The organism is Lysobacter sp. Root690, assembly GCF_001427785.1.
Taxonomy (GTDB): Bacteria; Pseudomonadota; Gammaproteobacteria; order Xanthomonadales; family Xanthomonadaceae; genus Lysobacter.
Genome location: NZ_LMHM01000011.1, coordinates 203,166 through 219,212 on the forward strand (window position 1 = coordinate 203,166; position 16,047 = coordinate 219,212).

Annotated in this window: 18 protein-coding genes; 11 read left to right on the forward strand and 7 right to left on the reverse strand. The window is 65.1% G+C overall.

The genetic code is table 11. From position 1 onward, the window contains the following. Nucleotides 1–178: 178 nt before the first annotated feature. A complete protein-coding gene (locus ASD86_RS06125; protein WP_056108259.1) occupies nt 179–994 on the reverse strand; it encodes a tRNA threonylcarbamoyladenosine dehydratase in 816 nt (271 codons plus the stop codon). Nucleotides 995–1,266: 272 nt separating this feature from the next. Between ASD86_RS06125 and ASD86_RS26475 the strand changes: the two genes are divergently transcribed. The 3 genes from ASD86_RS26475 (at nt 1,267) to ASD86_RS06140 (ending at nt 3,915) form a co-directional block, all read left to right on the forward strand. Then, nucleotides 1,267–1,719 carry a hypothetical protein gene (locus ASD86_RS26475; RefSeq protein WP_056108261.1) on the forward strand — a complete coding sequence of 151 codons (453 nt, stop codon included), beginning with the start codon at nt 1,267–1,269 and terminating at the stop codon, nt 1,717–1,719. Nucleotides 1,720–2,048: 329 nt separating this feature from the next. Next, nucleotides 2,049–2,555, forward strand: coding sequence for a glycine zipper 2TM domain-containing protein (locus ASD86_RS06135; RefSeq protein ID WP_056108264.1), 507 nt, complete (start codon nt 2,049–2,051; stop codon nt 2,553–2,555). Between the two features lie 253 nt (nt 2,556–2,808). Next, complete coding sequence (locus tag ASD86_RS06140) at nt 2,809–3,915, forward strand: M35 family metallo-endopeptidase (protein ID WP_056108267.1); 1,107 nt, start codon at nt 2,809–2,811, stop codon at nt 3,913–3,915. Nucleotides 3,916–3,936: 21 nt separating this feature from the next. On the opposite strand, the gene ASD86_RS26480 is transcribed toward ASD86_RS06140, so the two are convergent. Next, complete coding sequence (locus tag ASD86_RS26480) at nt 3,937–4,128, reverse strand: hypothetical protein (protein ID WP_157476234.1); 192 nt, start codon at nt 4,126–4,128, stop codon at nt 3,937–3,939. A gap of 606 nt (nt 4,129–4,734) precedes the next feature. Beyond that, nucleotides 4,735–4,941, reverse strand: a complete 207-nt coding sequence (locus ASD86_RS06145) for a cold-shock protein (protein WP_036109558.1) — start codon at nt 4,939–4,941, stop codon at nt 4,735–4,737. Between the two features lie 213 nt (nt 4,942–5,154). On the opposite strand from ASD86_RS06145, the gene ASD86_RS06150 reads away from it, so the two are divergent. The 3 genes from ASD86_RS06150 to ASD86_RS06160 all read left to right on the forward strand — a co-directional run bounded on the left by ASD86_RS06150 (nt 5,155) and on the right by ASD86_RS06160 (nt 7,984). Beyond that, nucleotides 5,155–5,640 (forward strand): DUF456 domain-containing protein, encoded by a 486-nt coding sequence (locus ASD86_RS06150; protein WP_056108272.1) that lies wholly within the window; start codon nt 5,155–5,157, stop codon nt 5,638–5,640. Between the two features lie 133 nt (nt 5,641–5,773). Further along, entirely contained in the window at nt 5,774–6,946 is a 1,173-nt protein-coding gene (locus ASD86_RS06155) for a phospholipase A (RefSeq protein WP_056108275.1), read from the forward strand. A gap of 81 nt (nt 6,947–7,027) precedes the next feature. After that, entirely contained in the window at nt 7,028–7,984 is a 957-nt protein-coding gene (locus ASD86_RS06160; RefSeq protein ID WP_056108278.1) for a patatin-like phospholipase family protein, read from the forward strand. A 180-nt stretch (nt 7,985–8,164) separates the two neighbouring features. Here the strand turns inward: ASD86_RS06160 and ASD86_RS06165 are convergent, their stop codons facing one another. Continuing rightward, nucleotides 8,165–9,727: a fumarate hydratase gene (locus tag ASD86_RS06165; RefSeq protein ID WP_056108281.1), complete on the reverse strand. Its 1,563-nt coding sequence runs from the start codon at nt 9,725–9,727 to the stop codon at nt 8,165–8,167. Between the two features lie 138 nt (nt 9,728–9,865). Between ASD86_RS06165 and ASD86_RS06170 the strand changes: the two genes are divergently transcribed. Continuing rightward, complete coding sequence (locus ASD86_RS06170) at nt 9,866–10,234, forward strand: hypothetical protein (protein ID WP_056108284.1); 369 nt, start codon at nt 9,866–9,868, stop codon at nt 10,232–10,234. Between the two features lie 114 nt (nt 10,235–10,348). Here the strand turns inward: ASD86_RS06170 and ASD86_RS06175 are convergent, their stop codons facing one another. Continuing rightward, a complete protein-coding gene (locus tag ASD86_RS06175) occupies nt 10,349–10,585 on the reverse strand; it encodes a hypothetical protein (protein WP_056108288.1) in 237 nt (78 codons plus the stop codon). Between the two features lie 229 nt (nt 10,586–10,814). Here ASD86_RS06175 and ASD86_RS06180 point away from each other — a divergent pair, with 229 nt between their 5' ends. Next, nucleotides 10,815–11,129 (forward strand): NIPSNAP family protein, encoded by a 315-nt coding sequence (locus tag ASD86_RS06180; protein WP_056108291.1) that lies wholly within the window; start codon nt 10,815–10,817, stop codon nt 11,127–11,129. A gap of 54 nt (nt 11,130–11,183) precedes the next feature. Here the strand turns inward: ASD86_RS06180 and ASD86_RS06185 are convergent, their stop codons facing one another. Further along, the gene (locus ASD86_RS06185) at nt 11,184–11,741 is read right to left on the reverse strand and encodes a hypothetical protein (RefSeq protein WP_157476236.1); all 558 of its coding nucleotides are present in this window, start codon (nt 11,739–11,741) and stop codon (nt 11,184–11,186) included. A gap of 110 nt (nt 11,742–11,851) precedes the next feature. Here ASD86_RS06185 and ASD86_RS06190 point away from each other — a divergent pair, with 110 nt between their 5' ends. Beyond that, nucleotides 11,852–13,744 (forward strand): ABC transporter ATP-binding protein, encoded by a 1,893-nt coding sequence (locus ASD86_RS06190; protein WP_056108297.1) that lies wholly within the window; start codon nt 11,852–11,854, stop codon nt 13,742–13,744. 17 nt (nt 13,745–13,761) lie between these two features. Here ASD86_RS06190 and ASD86_RS06195 read toward each other — a convergent pair whose 3' ends face one another. Beyond that, entirely contained in the window at nt 13,762–14,160 is a 399-nt protein-coding gene (locus ASD86_RS06195; protein WP_056108301.1) for a hypothetical protein, read from the reverse strand. Nucleotides 14,161–14,240: 80 nt separating this feature from the next. Between ASD86_RS06195 and ASD86_RS26485 the strand changes: the two genes are divergently transcribed. Together ASD86_RS26485 and ASD86_RS06200 are read left to right on the forward strand one after the other, a co-directional pair. Beyond that, entirely contained in the window at nt 14,241–14,420 is a 180-nt protein-coding gene (locus ASD86_RS26485) for a hypothetical protein (protein WP_157476238.1), read from the forward strand. A gap of 77 nt (nt 14,421–14,497) precedes the next feature. Beyond that, on the forward strand, nt 14,498–15,694 hold the full coding sequence (locus ASD86_RS06200; protein ID WP_082578103.1) for a PQQ-dependent sugar dehydrogenase: 1,197 nt from the start codon (nt 14,498–14,500) through the stop codon (nt 15,692–15,694). The last annotated feature ends 353 nt before the right edge of the window (nt 15,695–16,047 follow it).

The window sequence follows — 16,047 nt, forward strand, 5'->3', positions numbered from 1 at the left end:
AAAGGCTTAAAAGGCTTAAAAGGCTTAAAAGGCTTAAAAGGCTTCAAATATAGAAAACATAGAAAAATTTGAGGCATCAAGCCTCAAAGCTTCGAACCATCAAAGATCTAGATCTTTGAAGCCCTAAAAGCCCTCAAGGAAAAAGCAGAATTCCCGCGAAACCCCAAAGCCTAGCCCCTCAACCCACCACCACCTTAGGCTTAAGCAAAATCTCCAACGCCCGCGCCACCGCCGCAAACGCAAACACCCCCGTGATATGCGTAGCCGCCCCCAACCCCGCCCCACAATCGAGCTTGAGCGAAGCGTCCCCATCGAGCTTAGGCCGCAACCCACACACCGTCCCATCGGCCTGCGGATACTTCACATTCTCCAGCGAATAAATCGCCGACACGCCGAAATACCGATCCGGATTCTTGGGAAAATTGAACTCCCCGCGCAGCTTCTTGCGGATCAACGCCAACATCGCATCGTGCTCGGTGCGCGACAGATCGCGCACCCGCACCAGAGTCGGATCGGTGCGCCCGCCGGCCGAACCGACCGCGATCACCGGAAGCTTGCGTCGCCGGCACCAGGCGATCAGCTCGACCTTGCTGCGGAAACTGTCGCAGGCGTCCAGCACCAGATCGAAACCGCGATCGAGCAGCTCATCGAGATTGGACGGGGTCAGGAAACTCTGGATCGCATCGACCTCGATCGCCGGACTGATCGCGCGGCAGCGTTCGGCCATCGCCTCGACCTTGGCGCGGCCGTAATTTCCATCCAGCGCCGGCAACTGGCGATTGGTGTTGGAAACGCACAGATCGTCGGCGTCGATCAGGGTCAGGTGGCCGATGCCGGTGCGGGCCAAGGCCTCCACCGCCCAGGAGCCGACTCCGCCCATGCCGACCACCGCGACGCGGCATTGGCGGAAACGGGCCACGGCGCCTTGGCCGAACAGTCGGTCGATGCCGGCAAAACGCTCTTGCCAGACGGTATCGGAAGTGGATTCGCTCATCCGCCCATTGTAGTGGCGAAGGCCGGCGATTCCGGCCGTGGCGATGGAAAGCAGCGACTCATGGCCGCAACCACGAGGCGCGGCCGAATGCCGGTACCAAGCCGCCTTAGCCCCGTCAAACCCGCCGAAACCACCTGTGCCAACGCCGATTCAAACCGGCCGCCATGTACCGATCCGAAGCGCCCTCGCCCGCCACCCGCGCGCCGCGCCGCTGACCCCGGCCTCACATCGCTGCGTGCTATGGTTCCGCGATCTTGGATGGAGGCCAGGCAATGAGCGAAACCCAGCCCACCAATGCCGCAGTGAAACGCAAAGGCAATGGTTCGAAGTACCTGTTTCTTTTCCTGTTCGGTCTGGTCGGCGGCGCGGTCGCCACGGTCATGGCCGTACGCGCGCTCGAGCAGCGCAAGGACCATTTCCCCGACAGCGTCATGCACCTGCAGCAATGGCATCTGGGTCAGCTCAAGGGCAAGGCCGAGCAGAACCGCTGCGCCGCCACCGACACCCTGCCGCACCTGAAGTCGCTGCGCATGCTGGCCGACGACCTCGACCCGGCCTTCCCCGACCTCAAGGACGACACGCGCTTCGCCCAGCATTCGGCCAAGATGCGCGCCGCCCTCGACAGCGCGCTGGCTAGTCCGCCGGTGAGCTGCGCCGGGGTGACCGAGGTGTCCAATCAGATCGGCGAGGCGTGCAAGGCCTGTCATCAGGATTTCCGCGGCTAAGCGGGAGTCGGGAATGGGGAATCGCCGCGGCGATCGTGTCGGTTTGTCAGTGTTTGCGCTGACGAACGGCTGGCTGCTGGTTGCTCGCTTCCCTTCCTCTTTTCCTGATCGTGTTTCGCCCATCACCCGCGGCGTAACGGCTGGGTAAGCGCGAACTTGCGCGCCGTCGCCGCGCGCCACGGCGACGGCTCACACCCTGCCCCAACCTGAACGCGCCCGCAAACAAAGCGCGAGCAGCCACATAAATTGAACACGTGTTCACGCGCCGGCTTATAGCGTGTCCAGCGCGTGGCGACTTCCGCCATTCGCTCACAGCGCAGGAGCCTCGAATGAATACCAAGAATTTCCGATTGCTGGCCGTAGCCGCCGCAGCTTCGCTGGCGCTCGCCGGTTGCGCGACCTCGCCGGGTTACGGCGGCGGCGGTGGCTACAACAACGGCGGTTACAACAACCCGCCGCCGTCGGGTTATGGCAACCAGAACAACAGTTGCTACGACTGCGGCGTGGTCACCCGGATCGAGCAGATCAGCACCCAGAGCAACGCCCCGAGCGCCACCGGCGCAGTGTTGGGCGGCCTGGTCGGCGCAGTCGCCGGCCGCAAGATCGCCGACGACCACACCGACAGCAAGGGCCGTAAGAACACCGCCACTGTCGGCGGAGCGGTCGCCGGCGCCATCGCCGGCAACGCGATCCAGAATCGGGTCGGCGCACCGAGCTACAACGTGTACGTGCGCATGGACGACGGCCGCACTCAGGTCGTCACCCAGAAGGACCTCGGCGGCATTCGCGAGAACACCTACGTGCGCGTCAACAACGGTCGCGCCTACGTGCGTTGATCGGCGGCCGTTGATCGGCGACGCAACGCGGCGTTCGCGATGCCCGCTTGATTGAAACAATGTAACGAAGAAAAACGGCCCGCCACGCGGGCCGTTTTTCGTTTGCCGCGAGCACGATCCGAGTCCACAACGCACATCACGATTAGTCACGGAACTGGAGCACTTATTGGGGTCTTCATGACGAGGGCGTTGCGCTAGGGTCGTTCGCGTCCGCCTCGCGGGCCTCGTCAACGCAAGATCAGGAGATCGTGGAATGAACCTTCGCTTCGTGCATGTGGTGTCCGCGGGTGCCGTATTGACCGGCGCCATCGCCGCCGCCATCGCCGCGCCCGGCGCGGTGCAGAACAATCCGCTGCGTGTCGGCATGGTCGCCGTCAACGGCGCCGCCGACGATTTCCTCGGCTCGGTCGAGGTCAGCATCACCAACACCAGCCGCAAGACGGTGCGCCTGCCGAAGTGGCAACTGCCTTCGGATCAGTTCGATTCCAAGCTGTTCAGCATCAGCTACAACGGCCAACCGGTCGCGTACGAAGGCGCGATGGTCAAGCGCGGCCTGCCGCAGGCCGAAGACTTCGCGATCCTGCAGCCGGGCGAAACCTATCGCCGGGTGATCGATCTGTCGGCGGGTTACGACCTGTCCAGGACCGGCCAGTACGTGGTCGCGTTCAACACGCCGCTGCAACATGCCTCGACCTCGGACCGGGTGATGCTGCATCAAAACAACGGTCTGCCGATGTCGGCGCAGAGCGCGCCGCTAAGCCTGTGGGTCGACGGCCTGGATCAGCTCGGCGGCGAGAAAATGTCCGCCGTGGCGAAGAAGCCGGTGGGTCCCACCGCCGTGGTCAACGGCGTCAATTACGTCGGCTGCACCACCGCGCGCACCAGCAGCGCGGGCCAAGCAGTGAACGCCGCGCGCACCTACGCCGAAAACGCCAAGGGTTATCTCAACACCGGCACCATCGGGCCGCGCTATACCACCTGGTTCGGCGCTTACACCTCCAGCCGTCTCAACACCGCGCGCAGCCACTTCGTCAACATCGATTCGGCGATCGACCAGAGCAACGGCCAGATCACCATCAACTGCGGCTGCACCAGCAGCGCTTACGCGTATGTCTACGCCAACCAGCCGTATCAGATCTATGTCTGCAACGCGTTCTGGAATGCACCGTTGACCGGCACCGACTCCAAGGCCGGCACGCTGATCCACGAAATGAGCCACTTCACCGTGGTCGCCGGTACCGACGATCACGTCTACGGCCAGACCGGCGCGAAGAACCTGGCGATCAGCAACCCGACCAACGCGCTCGACAACGCCGACAACCACGAGTACTTCGCCGAGAACACCCCGTTCCAGAACTGATCGGCGCGTCGCAATCGCGCGTTACGACAGGTAACGACGGCCCGCTTCGGCGGGCCGTTTTTTTTTGCGATTCGATTTAGCGCGCGGGGTTTGCGCGACCGATTGGCTGAGCGGTTTAGCTACCTGCCTTGAGCGCAGGTCTTCATCGCTCGATGCCTGACGCCTGTCGCGGCGCGCGACATCGGTATCGACACGGCCGATCACCGTGCGCACGACTCAACCCCATCGCCACGATCCATGCGTTGGATACCCACGAGCCTGTCGCAGGATGCGATCGCAGACAGGACGCGGCGGCACGCGGTGGGAGACGAGGCCCATCGCGCGCCGCGCAGCAGGCTCCTTGCGCCGGGATAGGCGCAAGCGCGGGACCGGCGCGAGACAGATCGGGGCGCCGGTATCCGCATCGCCATGGACAGCGCCGCCGCGACAGGGATGGGCGACGGCCGGGCGAGGCGACGGGGTGGCCGGGGGCATGAAGTCCCCGGCCTTTTCGTCTTGACGCTCCGCTCGCGTCGGCGACATCGAGGGCGGGTATATCAACCCGATCGCCGGTATCTGGATTGCCCGCCGCCCGTCCCGGCGAAATTTAAATCGATATAAATTCAAGCGCCGCCCAAGCCGTGACGCCGATGAACTGTTCACGCTCGGCGGCGGGACGCACAGGCACGTTTCGTAGCGGTTTTGCGACAGCCGGCGAATGAGTATTTCGAAGTGTGACAAACATCAAAAATGCACAAAAGAAAAACCCGGCCGAGGCCGGGTTCTTCTGACGCGGATGCGGCGCGGCGAAGCGTCGCGATCAAGCAGGTCCGTGTCGTATTACAGCGGTTCGACCGCGTCCGCCTGCAGGCCCTTCTGGCCCTGCACGACGGTGAAGGAAACCTTCTGGCCTTCCTTCAAGCTTTTGAAGCCCTGGGACTGGATAGCGCGGAAATGCACGAAGACGTCTTCGCCATTTTCACGGCTGATAAAGCCAAAACCCTTGGCGTCGTTGAACCACTTAACGGTTCCGGTTTCTTTGGACATCGTTACTCTCTCCTTGGAACGAGGTGTTGTTAACGCGAGCATCGCGTGCTGGTTGCAAGGAGGAAGCGAGGTGCAACGATGTAGCGGATCGATGGATCAACCGCATCGGGCCACGATTCACGGTGACCCTTGGCAAACCAAGCGCCCGCAACGTACCCCGACATGGGCCAAAATGCAAACAGCCCGGACAGCCTGTCCGGACGGGGATTGCGCATGGATTTGACTACGTTTTATTACATCTTGGCGGGCGTACTGGTGGTGCTCGGAATCGTCGGCACGGTGCTGCCCGCCCTGCCCGGCCTGCCCCTGGTTTTCGGCGGCATGCTGCTGGCCTCGTGGGCGTCGGGTTTCGAGAAAGTGGGCTGGATCACCTTGGTCGTGCTGGGCCTGCTGACCGCGCTGTCGATGGTGATCGATTTCGCCGCCACCGCGATGGGGGCCAAACGGGTCGGGGCGAGCAAGCTGGCGATCATCGGCTCGATCATCGGCACCTTCGCCGGACTGATGTTCGGCTTCATCGGCGTGTTCATCGGCCCGTTCGTCGGTGCGCTGATCGGCGAACTGATCCATACCCGCAAGCTCGACCAAGCCACCAAGGTCGGGGTCGGCACCTGGGTCGGCATCCTGGTCGGCACCGTGCTCAAGCTCGGCCTGGCGTTCGCGATGCTCGGCCTGTTCGCGATCTCCTGGTTCTTTTGATCCACGCGGGCTCCGGCCTCTCAGCCGGAGCCCGCGGCCGTTCCGCACCGACACGATTCACGCTTCGTTCGCGGCGCAGTGCAAGACTGCCGCGGCTTTACCCACCTGCCTTGCATCACCAACGAGTCGCCCGATGCCCTACTCCCGCACCACTCCATTCCGCGCCGCGTTGCTGTTGGCCGCGACCGCGACGCCCCTGCTCGCGTTCGCGCAGACCGGCGTGCAACCGGCCACGCCCGAAGCCTGTCTGGCGATCAACGTCGACGCCGATCGCCTGGCCTGCTACGACACCGCGCTCGGCCGCCAGGCCGGCGACGCGCGTCAGGCCGATATCGCGGCCAAGGAGGCTAAGGCGATCCGCAAGAATCTGGAAGTAAGCGATGAGCTCGCCGGCGAGTCCAAGCCGAGCGTCAGCGAACGCGCGCGCCGCGCGGTAGCGGGCAATCTGTTCAGTCACGAAGAACCGCTGGCCGATGCGATCGCCAACGCCGGCAAGGGCGGCCTGCTCGACAGCCGCTGGGAACTGGCCAAGGATTCCAAGCTGGGCCTGTTCAACTTCCGCGCCTACAAGCCGGTGTACCTGTTGCCGGCGTTCTGGAACAGCGACCCCAACGTACTGCCGCATTCGCCCAACCCGCGCAATACCGTGACCGAACCGCAGTCGCTGCAGAGCGTCGAAGCCAAGTTCCAGATCAGCTTCAAGACCAAGGCGGTGGAAAACCTGTTCGGCGACAACGGCGACGTGTGGCTGGGCTATACCCAGTCCTCGCGCTGGCAGGTCTACAACAGCGACAACTCGCGTCCGTTCCGCGAAACCAATTACGAACCCGAAGCGATGCTGGTGTTCCGCAACAACTACCACATCGGCGGTTGGAGCGGCCGCATGGCGGCGATCGGGCTCAATCATCAGTCCAACGGCCGCGCCGATCCGCTTTCGCGCAGCTGGAACCGGGTGATCGGTCAGGTCGGCCTGGACCGCGAGAACTGGTCGATCGTCGCGCGTCCGTGGTGGCGCATCTCCGACGGCAACGACGACGACAATCCGGACATCGAGGATTACATCGGCCGCGGCGATCTGACCATCGTGCATCGCCGCGGCGGTCATGAGTTTTCGCTGATGGCGCGGCATTCGCTGCGCAGCGGCGATCGCTCGCACGGCGCGCTGCAGTTCGACTGGGGCTTTCCGATCTACAACCAGTTGCGCGGCCATCTGCAGGTGTTCGATGGCTACGGCGAAAGCCTGATCGACTACAACCATCGCGCAACCTATATCGGCCTGGGCGTGTCGTTGCTGGAGTGGTATTGATCGCGACGCGAAACTGCGACCGGGTATGACCCGGGACGTCGACCGGCTGCGTTAACCTGCGCCGGTTCGACGGAGAACCCGATGAAGATGCAGCGCATCCTCTCGCTGGACGGCGGAGGCATCCGCGGCCTGGTGAGTTGCCATTGGTTGGCCGGCGTGGAACGCGCGCTGGCCAGCGCCGGAAAACCCGGCTTGCTGAAACACTTCGACCTGATCGCCGGCAGTTCGACCGGCGCATTGGTCGCGTGCGGGCTCGCCCACGGCATCAGCCCCGACACGCTGGCCGAGTTGTATCGCGCGCAGCGTCACGTGATCTTTCCCAATCTCGCCGGTCGATTGTGGTCGCGCGCCAATCGCTTGATCAGCGACGGCATGTCGGCGCCGCGCTACGACGGGGTCGGCATCGAGAAGGTGCTGCGCAAGGTGTTCGGCAAGACAACGCTGGGGCAGCTCGAGGCGCCGGTGCTGATCACCAGCTACGACACGATTTCGCGCACGCCGGTGATCTTCAAGAACTTCGATCCGAAGCATCGCGACTTGCTGGTGTGGGAAGTCTGCCGTGCGTCCAGCGCCGCGCCGACCTATTTCCCGGCGCATGCGATGAAGGTCGAGGGCAAGGATTGCGCGCTGATCGACGGCGGCGTGGTCGCCAACAATCCGACCGCGTGCGCGATCGCCGAGGCGCTGCGCAAGGACGCACGGGTCGACAACAGCCGCGATCTGGTGGTGCTGTCGGTCGGCACCGGCGAGCGCACGCGCAGCATCGACCTGGACTCGGCGCGCTCGTGGGGCGCGCTGGAATGGGCGGTGCCGATCATCGATGTGTTGTTCGACGGCAATACCGATTCGGTCGATTACATCGCGCGGCAACTGGTCGGCGACGGATATTTCCGGATGCAGGCCGAGTTGCTGATCGGGCTGGACGATCTGGACGACACCAGCGAGACCAATGTGCTGGGGTTGGAGACCTTGGCCAAGGAGTATCTGACCCGGGCGGCGACCAAGAAGATGCTGGCGCAGTTGGTCAAGCGGCTTTGATCGCGGTTGCCTGATCGCGACGTGGATCGCGACAACCTCCTGTAGGAGCGGCGCAAGCCGCGACCTCACGGTTACGACCCAGGCGCGATGTCGCTGTCGCGGCTTGCGCCGCTCCTACAGGCAGGCATCGAGGCAAAAAACGCCCGGATAACCGGGCGTTTTTGTTCGTGGCAACGCGGCTTACTCCACCACCACCGGAATCTTGCCGATCCGCGTCTGCCATTCCTTCGGCCCGGTCTTGTGCACCGACTCGCCGGTGCTGTCGACCGCGACCGTCACCGGCATGTCCTGCACGGTGAACTCGTAGATCGCTTCCATGCCCAGATCGGCGAAACCGACCACGCGCGAGGCCTTGATCGCCTTCGACACCAGGTACGCCGCGCCGCCGACCGCCATCAGGTACACCGAGCGATGCTTCTTGATCGCATCGATGCCGGCGGGGCCGCGCTCGGCCTTGCCGACCATGCCGAGCAGGCCGGTCTGCGCCAGCACCTGTTCGGTGAACTTGTCCATGCGCGTAGCGGTGGTCGGGCCGGCCGGGCCCACCACTTCATCGCGCACCGGATCGACCGGGCCGACGTAATAGATGAAGCGGCCCTTGAAATCGACCGGCAACGCCTCGCCCTTGTTGAGCATCTCGACCATGCGCTTGTGCGCGGCGTCGCGGCCGGTCAGCAGCTTGCCGTTGAGCAGCAGCACTTCACCGGGCTTCCAGCTGGCGACGTCTTCGGGCGTGACCGTGTCTAGATCGACCCGACGGCCCTTGGAGGCGTCGTAGGTCAGCGTCGGCCAGTCTTCCAGCGACGGCGGATCGAGCATCACCGGACCGCTGCCGTCGAGAGTGAAATGCGCATGCCGGGTCGCCGCGCAGTTGGGAATCATCGCCACCGGCAAGTTGGCGGCGTGGGTCGGGTAATCCTTGACCTTGATGTCGAGCACCGTGGTCAGGCCGCCTAGGCCCTGCGCGCCGATGCCGAGCGCGTTGACCTTTTCGTACAACTCAAGCCGCAGCTCTTCGGCGCGATTGCTGGCGCCGCGCGCCTGCAGGTCGGTGATGTCGATCGGCTCCATCAGCGCTTCCTTCGCCAGCAGCATCGCCTTTTCGGCGGTGCCGCCGATGCCGATGCCGAGCATGCCCGGTGGGCACCAGCCCGCGCCCATGGTCGGCACGGTCTTGAGCACCCAGTCGACGATCGAGTCGGACGGGTTGAGCATCGCGAATTTCGACTTGGCTTCCGAACCGCCGCCCTTGGCCGCGACGATCACGCCGAGCTTGTTGCCCGGCACGACCTTGACGTTGACCACCGCGGGCGTGTTGTCCTTGGTGTTGCCGCGCTTGCCGGCCGGATCGGCGAGCACGCTGGCGCGCAGCTTGTTGTCGGGATGCAGATAGGCGCGGCGCACGCCTTCGTTGACCATGTCCTCGACGCCCATGGTGGCGCCGTCCCAGCGCACGTCCATGCCGATTTCCAGGAACACGGTGACGATGCCGGTGTCCTGGCAGATCGGCCGGTGGCCCTCGGCGCACATGCGCGAATTGATCAGGATCTGCGCGATCGCGTCCTTGGCCGCGGCGCTTTCCTCGCGCTCGTACGCGGCAGCGAGGTTCTTGATGTAGTCGACCGGATGGTAGTAGCTGATGTACTGCAGGGCATCGGCGACGGACTGGATCAGGTCGTCCTGGCGGATGACGACGGGGCCGCTGCTGGCGGCGTGGGACGGGCTGGCGGTCACGGCGGGCATCAAGGCTGGCGGTGGGGATCGCCATTCTACCCGCCCGGCCCGCTCCCGGCCCTTGCCAGGACGGGCGAGGCGTCGGCGGTTAAGCTGCCTCGGCCACGGCCCCGACCGTCATTGCCCCCGCGCTTGCGAGCCCACGCCATGCCCTACACCGCGCCTCGTTCCGAACTGCCGGCGCCGCCGGCGAACCGATCGCGCCCGCTGCTGCTGGCGATCGGCCTGATCGTGTCGGCCTTTTGCGGGCTGCTGCCGTTGCTGGTGGTGCCCTCGTTCGCGCAGACCTTCACCGCCTTCGGCGCCGACCTGCCCGCGGCGACCGCGCTGCTGATCGCCCGCCCCTGGCTGGGCTGTCCGCTGCCCTTGCTGGTATTGGCGCTGTGGGGGCTGTGGCCGCGGCCGCGGCGCGATCTGGTCGCGTGTGTGTTCGGCGTGGTCGGTGGGATGGGCATGATCGCGCTTACGGCGGTCGTGCTGTACCTGCCGATCTTCAAGCTGGCCGCCACGGTCTGACGAGCCGATCCGGCGACCCGGCCGAGCGCGCCCAGTGAGCGAGTGCGACCCGCCGTCCCATGATCGGGACCGCGGGCCGCGATCGCGCCGGCTTCGATAACCGACGTCGGCGCCTTACTGCGGACAAGCGTCCAACACGCAGCCGCGCCACAGCATCTGGCAGTAATACTCGTCCTGGCCCGACTCGCGGCAGGTCTCGAGGACATCGTAGTAACAGTAGACACCGCCCGCGCACACGATCAGATCGCGCGGCGCCGCGCTGGCGCCGAACGCGAACGCAAAGGCGAACGCGGCCAGGGCCACGGTGAAGCGACGGCTCGACAGCTTGCCTTTCAACGGCTGGATCTTCATTCGAACTCTCCTTTTCGATGGATGGATCAGCACTGCAAGTTCCATGCGCTCCTCGCGGAGCCGGGCCACGGTACGCGAGCGCCCGCATCGGCGACAGCGCCGGCGTGGCGGTTTGTGCGCCACTGGGCAGTTCCTCGCCGACGCCGCCGGGCCGCGCGGATTTCAAACGTCACTTGTGCCTTCAGCCGCGCCGGTTAGATTGGTCCGAACCCCCACCGCGGAGCGTCCCGTGATCACCTGCTATCTGCGCTATGTCATCGACCCGTATCAACTGGCCGAATTCGAACACTACGGCCGCCTGTGGATTCCACTGGTCGAGAAATTCGGCGGCACCCACCACGGCTACTTCATGCCGTCGGAAGGCAGCAGCAACATCGCTCTGGCGATGTTCTCCTTCCCCAGCCTGGCCGCTTACGAGGACTACCGCACACGCTCGTTCGAAGATCCCGACTGTCAGGCCGCGTTCGCCTACGCCCGCGAGAACCGTTGCATCGTCAGCTACGAGCGCAGCTTCTTCCGGCCGGTATTCGGCGACGAGGCGTAGACCTCGCATCGTCGACGCGTCACGCCGACGCCGTCTCAGGTTGCGCGGCGCAGCTCACTGTCCGTTGCGATTCTTATGGGCATCCACCTCGTCCCGCAGGTGCAGCCGATCCTTCGCAGGGCCCAGCATTCCCCACAACACCAGCCAGATCACCGCGATGCTGACCGCGATACTGACAAACGCGATGGCCCTGTGCTCGCCCAGAAACAATAGCGCAAGCGCGGGAGCCCACCCGAATCCCAACGAAGGGGCGAAAAACACGCCGAGCACGACCGCATGCACCAGCATCCGCCGCCCACGCGACTTGACCAGCGTGGACAAAGCCCAGGCCACCGCATAGACCACCAAAAAACAGACGAAGTACATGGCCCAGAGCACGGGGAGCAATCCGCTGTAATCCGATGCGACGGCCTCGCCGGCCAGCGCCGCGACGGCGGCCACGCCGATCGTGCAAGCCGGCTTCAAACGCGTCCGCATCCCCGCCATTGCCGTGCTCCCTTGAGTTGTTGCGTTCCAGTTCAAACGCGTCATGACGCGCGCATGCGCGGCCGGCGACATCCAGCGGTGACGGCTCGGCGCGAATTCCACCCCGGTCCACGGCCCGCTCGTCATGCCAAGCCCGGGGCGCGGACAGCATCGCATAGCCGCGTCCGCGCCTGCGCGCCGCGGCCCGACCGCAATCGAAACACAACCTTGACCCGGGACTTGGGCACAATCGCCGCATGAGCACTCCCAGCGACGCCGCCAAGCCGTCCCGTAACGCGAGCCCCGGCAACGGCGGCAAACCGTCCCTGCGCGAGCGCTTCGACGCGCTGCGCAACCTGCGTCCGTTCCTCAAGCAGATCTGGGCGACCAGTCCGTCGCTGACCCTGCTCACACTCGGACTGCGCCTGATCCGCGCGCTGCTGCCGATCGCGACCTTGTACGTCGGCAAGCTGATCATCGACGAAGCGGTGCGGCTGGTCGCGACCGGGCATGGGTTCGGTACGTTGGCGGAGGCCTGGGCCAGCGGTCAGCTCAACACCTTATTGACGCTGCTCGCGTTGGAGTTCGGTCTGGCGATCGGCTCCGACCTGCTCGGCCGCATCGTCAACTACGGCGACTCGCTGCTGTCGGAGCTGTTCACCAACGCCACCAGCGTGCGCCTGATGGAACACGCGGCGACCCTGGACCTGGAGGACTTCGAAGATCCCGACCTGCAGGACAAGCTAGACCGCGCGCGCCGCCAGACCATGGGCCGCATGAGCCTGATGAGCCAGTTATTCGGCCAGTTGCAGGACACCATCACCGTGGTCAGCTTCGCGGTCGGCCTGTTGGTGTATGCGCCGTGGCTGATCCTGCTGCTGGCGGTGGCGCTGATTCCGGCCTTCATCGGCGAAGCGCATTTCAATGCGCTGGGCTATTCGCTCAACTTCGCCTGGACACCGGAGCGACGCCAGCTCGAATACGTGCGTCAGATGGGCGCCAGCGTCGAGACCGCGAAGGAAGTGAAGATCTTCAATCTGCACCGCTTCCTGATCGCCAAGTACCGCGAGCTCGCCGACAAGTTCTTCGCCGCCAACCGCGCCCTCGCCCGCCGACGCGCGCTGTGGGGAACCGTGCTCGCCGGACTGGGCACGCTGGGCTACTACATCGCGTACGGCTATATCGCCTGGCGCACGGTGCGCGGCGATTTCAGCATCGGCGACCTCACCTTCCTGGCCGGCAGCTTTCGCCGTCTGCGCCAGTTGCTGGAAGGGCTGCTGGTCGGCTTCTCGCAGGTCGCGGGACAGGCGCTGTACCTGGAAGACCTGTTCTCGTTCTTCGAAATCCAGCCCGAGATCACCTCGCCGGCCAACCCGGTCGCGGTGCCGAAACCGATCGCGCGCGGCTTCGTGTTCGAGAACGTGGGCTTTCGTTATCCCGATGCGGAGCGTTGGGCCTTGCGCGGTCTGGATTTTGAACTACGGGCTGGTGAAGTCCTGGCCTTGGTCGGCGAGAACGGCGCCGGCAAGACCACCCTGGTCAAGCTGCTCGCGCGTCTGTACGACCCGGACGAAGGCCGCATCCTGCTCGACGGCCGCGATCTGCGCGACTACGACCTGGACGAATTGCGCGCGAGCATCGGGGTAATCTTCCAGGACTTCGTGCGCTATCACCTGACCGCCGGCGAAAACATCGGCGTCGGCCAGATCGATGCGATGACCGATCTCGAGCGCATCCGCAGCGCGGCGCGGCGTTCGTCGGCCGACGAAGTGATCGAAAGCCTGCCGCGCGGCTACGACCAGCTGATCGGCCGGCGTTTCAAAACCGGCGTGGACTTGTCGGGCGGGCAATGGCAGAAGATCGCGATCGCGCGCGCCTACATGCGCGATGCGCAGGTGATGATCCTCGACGAACCGACCGCGGCCTTGGATGCGCGCGCGGAGTTCGAAGTGTTCCAGCGCTTCAAGGAATTGTCGTCGGACACCACCGCGGTACTGATCTCGCACCGCTTCTCCAGCGTGCGCATGGCCGACCGCATCCTGGTGCTGGCCGAGGGCCGGCTCGAGGCCAGCGGCACCCACACCGAGTTGCTCGCGCAGGGCGGACGCTACGCCGAATTGTTCGAACTGCAGGCCGCCGGTTATCGCTGAGCGCCCGCGCGTGCCGTTCAGAGGGGCGCGGTCGCCGACACCAGCGCGGGGATGAATTCTTCCTGCACCCGCGACGCGCCCGGCTCGCTGACGACGTTCGCCGCGAGCACGCCGGTGTAACCGCCGTGCCGCGCCACCTCGACCGTGCAGCGATCGTGGGGGCCGTTGAGCATGCTCATGCCGTCGCCTTCGGCCAGCAGCACGAACGCCTGTTCGACCGCCTGGTCGTCGTCGCCTGGACGCAGCTTGCCGTTGCGCGTGCGGTAGCTGCGGGTATACGCCGTCTCGCCCTTGAGCCGGACCGATACGGTCGAATCCGCCGCCGCATCGAAATACACCCGCACGCCCTCGGGCACGGACTCGACCCGGTCGATGAAACACGCATGCTCGCCGGCATGGGCCGGGGTCGCGAACATGCTCAGTAAGATCGGGCTCAGTGCGACAGCGAGGTTCGCGGCAAGACCGCACGCGACAGGGTGAGCCGGCAACGGCATCGATGAACTCCTTTTCGTTGCACCGCCGTGCGGCGGTGACCCTGGCCGCCCGACGACTCATCGGTTCGACCGCGCCGGCCACCGGCGCGGATCGGAGCATGCCGCCGCATGCCCGCGGCTGGCAAGCCGCGATTGTGCGGGTTCACGTTTTCGCCGATGTCGCCGAGCAATCGAGCGCATGACGCGGTGCGTTTGTCCGCCCCGCGGCCAGCGGCTATGGTGTGGATCGCCGAAGCTTTTCCCTCACAGGAGCGACCGCATGAGCACTGCCCTCACCCGCACGATTCCAGCCTTGGTCCTGCTGCTCGGTCTGTCCGCCTGCCAGCGCGGCGGTCAGGCCGAAGCCGCCGCCGCTAAACCGGTACCCGCGCCGGCGCAACGCGCGTCCCATGAAGTCCCCAGCGAAGCCGGACCGGTGCGCGTGCACGAGATCGCATCGGGACTCGACCATCCATGGTCGGTGGCGTTGTTGCCCGACGGCGCGTTCCTGATCACCGAACGCCCCGGACGCCTGCGTCGCGTGGGCGCCGACGGCGCGATCTCCGCGCCGATCGCCGGCGTGCCCGCGGTATGGGCCAAAGGCCAGGGCGGCCTGCTCGACGTGGTGCTCGCGCCGGATTTCGCCAGCAGCAAACGCATCTACCTGAGCTACGCCGAACCCGGCCCGGACGACAGCGCCGGCACCGCGGTGGCGTCGGCCACGCTGGGCGATGCCGCGTTGTCGGACGTCAAGGTGATCTATCAGCAGCAGCCCAAGCTGGTCGGCCCGAATCACTTCGGCTCGCGTCTGGCCTTCGACAAGAACGGACATATCTTCATCACCCAGGGCGAGCGCCAGCAGCGCATGGCCTCGCAGGAACTCGACAAACTGCAGGGCAAGCTGGTGCGGCTCAATCTCGACGGCAGCGTGCCGGCCGACAACCCTTTCGTCGGCCGCCAGGACGCGCGTCCGGAGATCTGGAGCTACGGCCATCGCAACATGCAATCGCTGGCGGTCGACCCGCGCACCGGCACATTGTGGGAAGCCGAGCACGGCCCGCGCGGCGGCGACGAAATCAATCTGCCGCAGCCGGGCAAGAATTACGGTTGGCCGTTGATCACCAACGGCATCGATTACAGCGGGCTCAAGATCGCCGAGGCGCAGGGCAAGGAGAAGCCGGGCCTTGAGTCGCCGTATCACGTCTGGGAAGTCTCGCCCGCCTTGTCGGGCATGGCCTTCTACACCGGCCATGCCGGTTCGCCGTGGAACGACAGTTTATTTCTCGGGGCCTTGGCCGATGGCAGCCTGATCCGGTTGAGCCTGGATGGGGACAAGGTGCTCAAGGAGGAACGTCTGCTGCGGTCGCTGGGGTGGCGGATTCGCGATGTGCGGGTGTCCGGCGACGGCAAGGTGTTTGTGTTGACGGATGAGGATCAGGGGAAGTTGTTGCGGTTGGATCCGCCTGCGGCCAAGTAAGCGGACGGATCCGCTGTTGAAGCACGAGCCGACGTGGCGACATGGCCTTCTTGTAGGAGCGACGCGAGTCGCGACCGCGACATCTCGAACACGTCGAGACCTGCGCCGTGGTTGCGTTTTCGCGGTCGCGGCTCGCGCCGCTCCTACAGGGTGGCTATGTCGCTTGCGCTTGAAGCCTCGCCGTTCATCCAGCGCTGCGAAGCCACTGACTCGCGTTAGCAAACGGACACCCGAAGGGCGGCGTGCAGGATGCACGCCGTGCGCTACCGGGACATGGATGTCCNGAAGCTCCGCACTTGCGGGCCCTTGATTCAAAGAAAAGCGTTTTTCTTTGGTTACCTTTCTTTTGTCGC

What these genes read in the sequence shown, in the direction of transcription:
- ASD86_RS06190 (WP_056108297.1), top strand. Translation starts at nt 11,852, where the DNA reads ATGAGCACTCCCAGCGACGCCGCCAAGCCGTCCCGTAACGCGAGCCCC.
- ASD86_RS06200 (WP_082578103.1), top strand. Translation starts at nt 14,498, where the DNA reads ATGAGCACTGCCCTCACCCGCACGATTCCAGCCTTGGTCCTGCTGCTC.
- ASD86_RS06185 (WP_157476236.1), bottom strand. Translation starts at nt 11,741, where the DNA reads ATGACGAGCGGGCCGTGGACCGGGGTGGAATTCGCGCCGAGCCGTCAC.
- ASD86_RS06165 (WP_056108281.1), bottom strand. Translation starts at nt 9,727, where the DNA reads ATGCCCGCCGTGACCGCCAGCCCGTCCCACGCCGCCAGCAGCGGCCCC.
- ASD86_RS06140 (WP_056108267.1), top strand. Translation starts at nt 2,809, where the DNA reads ATGAACCTTCGCTTCGTGCATGTGGTGTCCGCGGGTGCCGTATTGACC.
- ASD86_RS06175 (WP_056108288.1), bottom strand. Translation starts at nt 10,585, where the DNA reads ATGAAGATCCAGCCGTTGAAAGGCAAGCTGTCGAGCCGTCGCTTCACC.
- ASD86_RS06150 (WP_056108272.1), top strand. Translation starts at nt 5,155, where the DNA reads ATGGATTTGACTACGTTTTATTACATCTTGGCGGGCGTACTGGTGGTG.
- ASD86_RS06125 (WP_056108259.1), bottom strand. Translation starts at nt 994, where the DNA reads ATGAGCGAATCCACTTCCGATACCGTCTGGCAAGAGCGTTTTGCCGGC.
- ASD86_RS06195 (WP_056108301.1), bottom strand. Translation starts at nt 14,160, where the DNA reads ATGTTCGCGACCCCGGCCCATGCCGGCGAGCATGCGTGTTTCATCGAC.
- ASD86_RS26485 (WP_157476238.1), top strand. Translation starts at nt 14,241, where the DNA reads ATGAACTCCTTTTCGTTGCACCGCCGTGCGGCGGTGACCCTGGCCGCC.
- ASD86_RS06145 (WP_036109558.1), bottom strand. Translation starts at nt 4,941, where the DNA reads ATGTCCAAAGAAACCGGAACCGTTAAGTGGTTCAACGACGCCAAGGGT.
- ASD86_RS06135 (WP_056108264.1), top strand. Translation starts at nt 2,049, where the DNA reads ATGAATACCAAGAATTTCCGATTGCTGGCCGTAGCCGCCGCAGCTTCG.
- ASD86_RS26475 (WP_056108261.1), top strand. Translation starts at nt 1,267, where the DNA reads ATGAGCGAAACCCAGCCCACCAATGCCGCAGTGAAACGCAAAGGCAAT.
- ASD86_RS06160 (WP_056108278.1), top strand. Translation starts at nt 7,028, where the DNA reads ATGAAGATGCAGCGCATCCTCTCGCTGGACGGCGGAGGCATCCGCGGC.
- ASD86_RS06170 (WP_056108284.1), top strand. Translation starts at nt 9,866, where the DNA reads ATGCCCTACACCGCGCCTCGTTCCGAACTGCCGGCGCCGCCGGCGAAC.
- ASD86_RS06155 (WP_056108275.1), top strand. Translation starts at nt 5,774, where the DNA reads ATGCCCTACTCCCGCACCACTCCATTCCGCGCCGCGTTGCTGTTGGCC.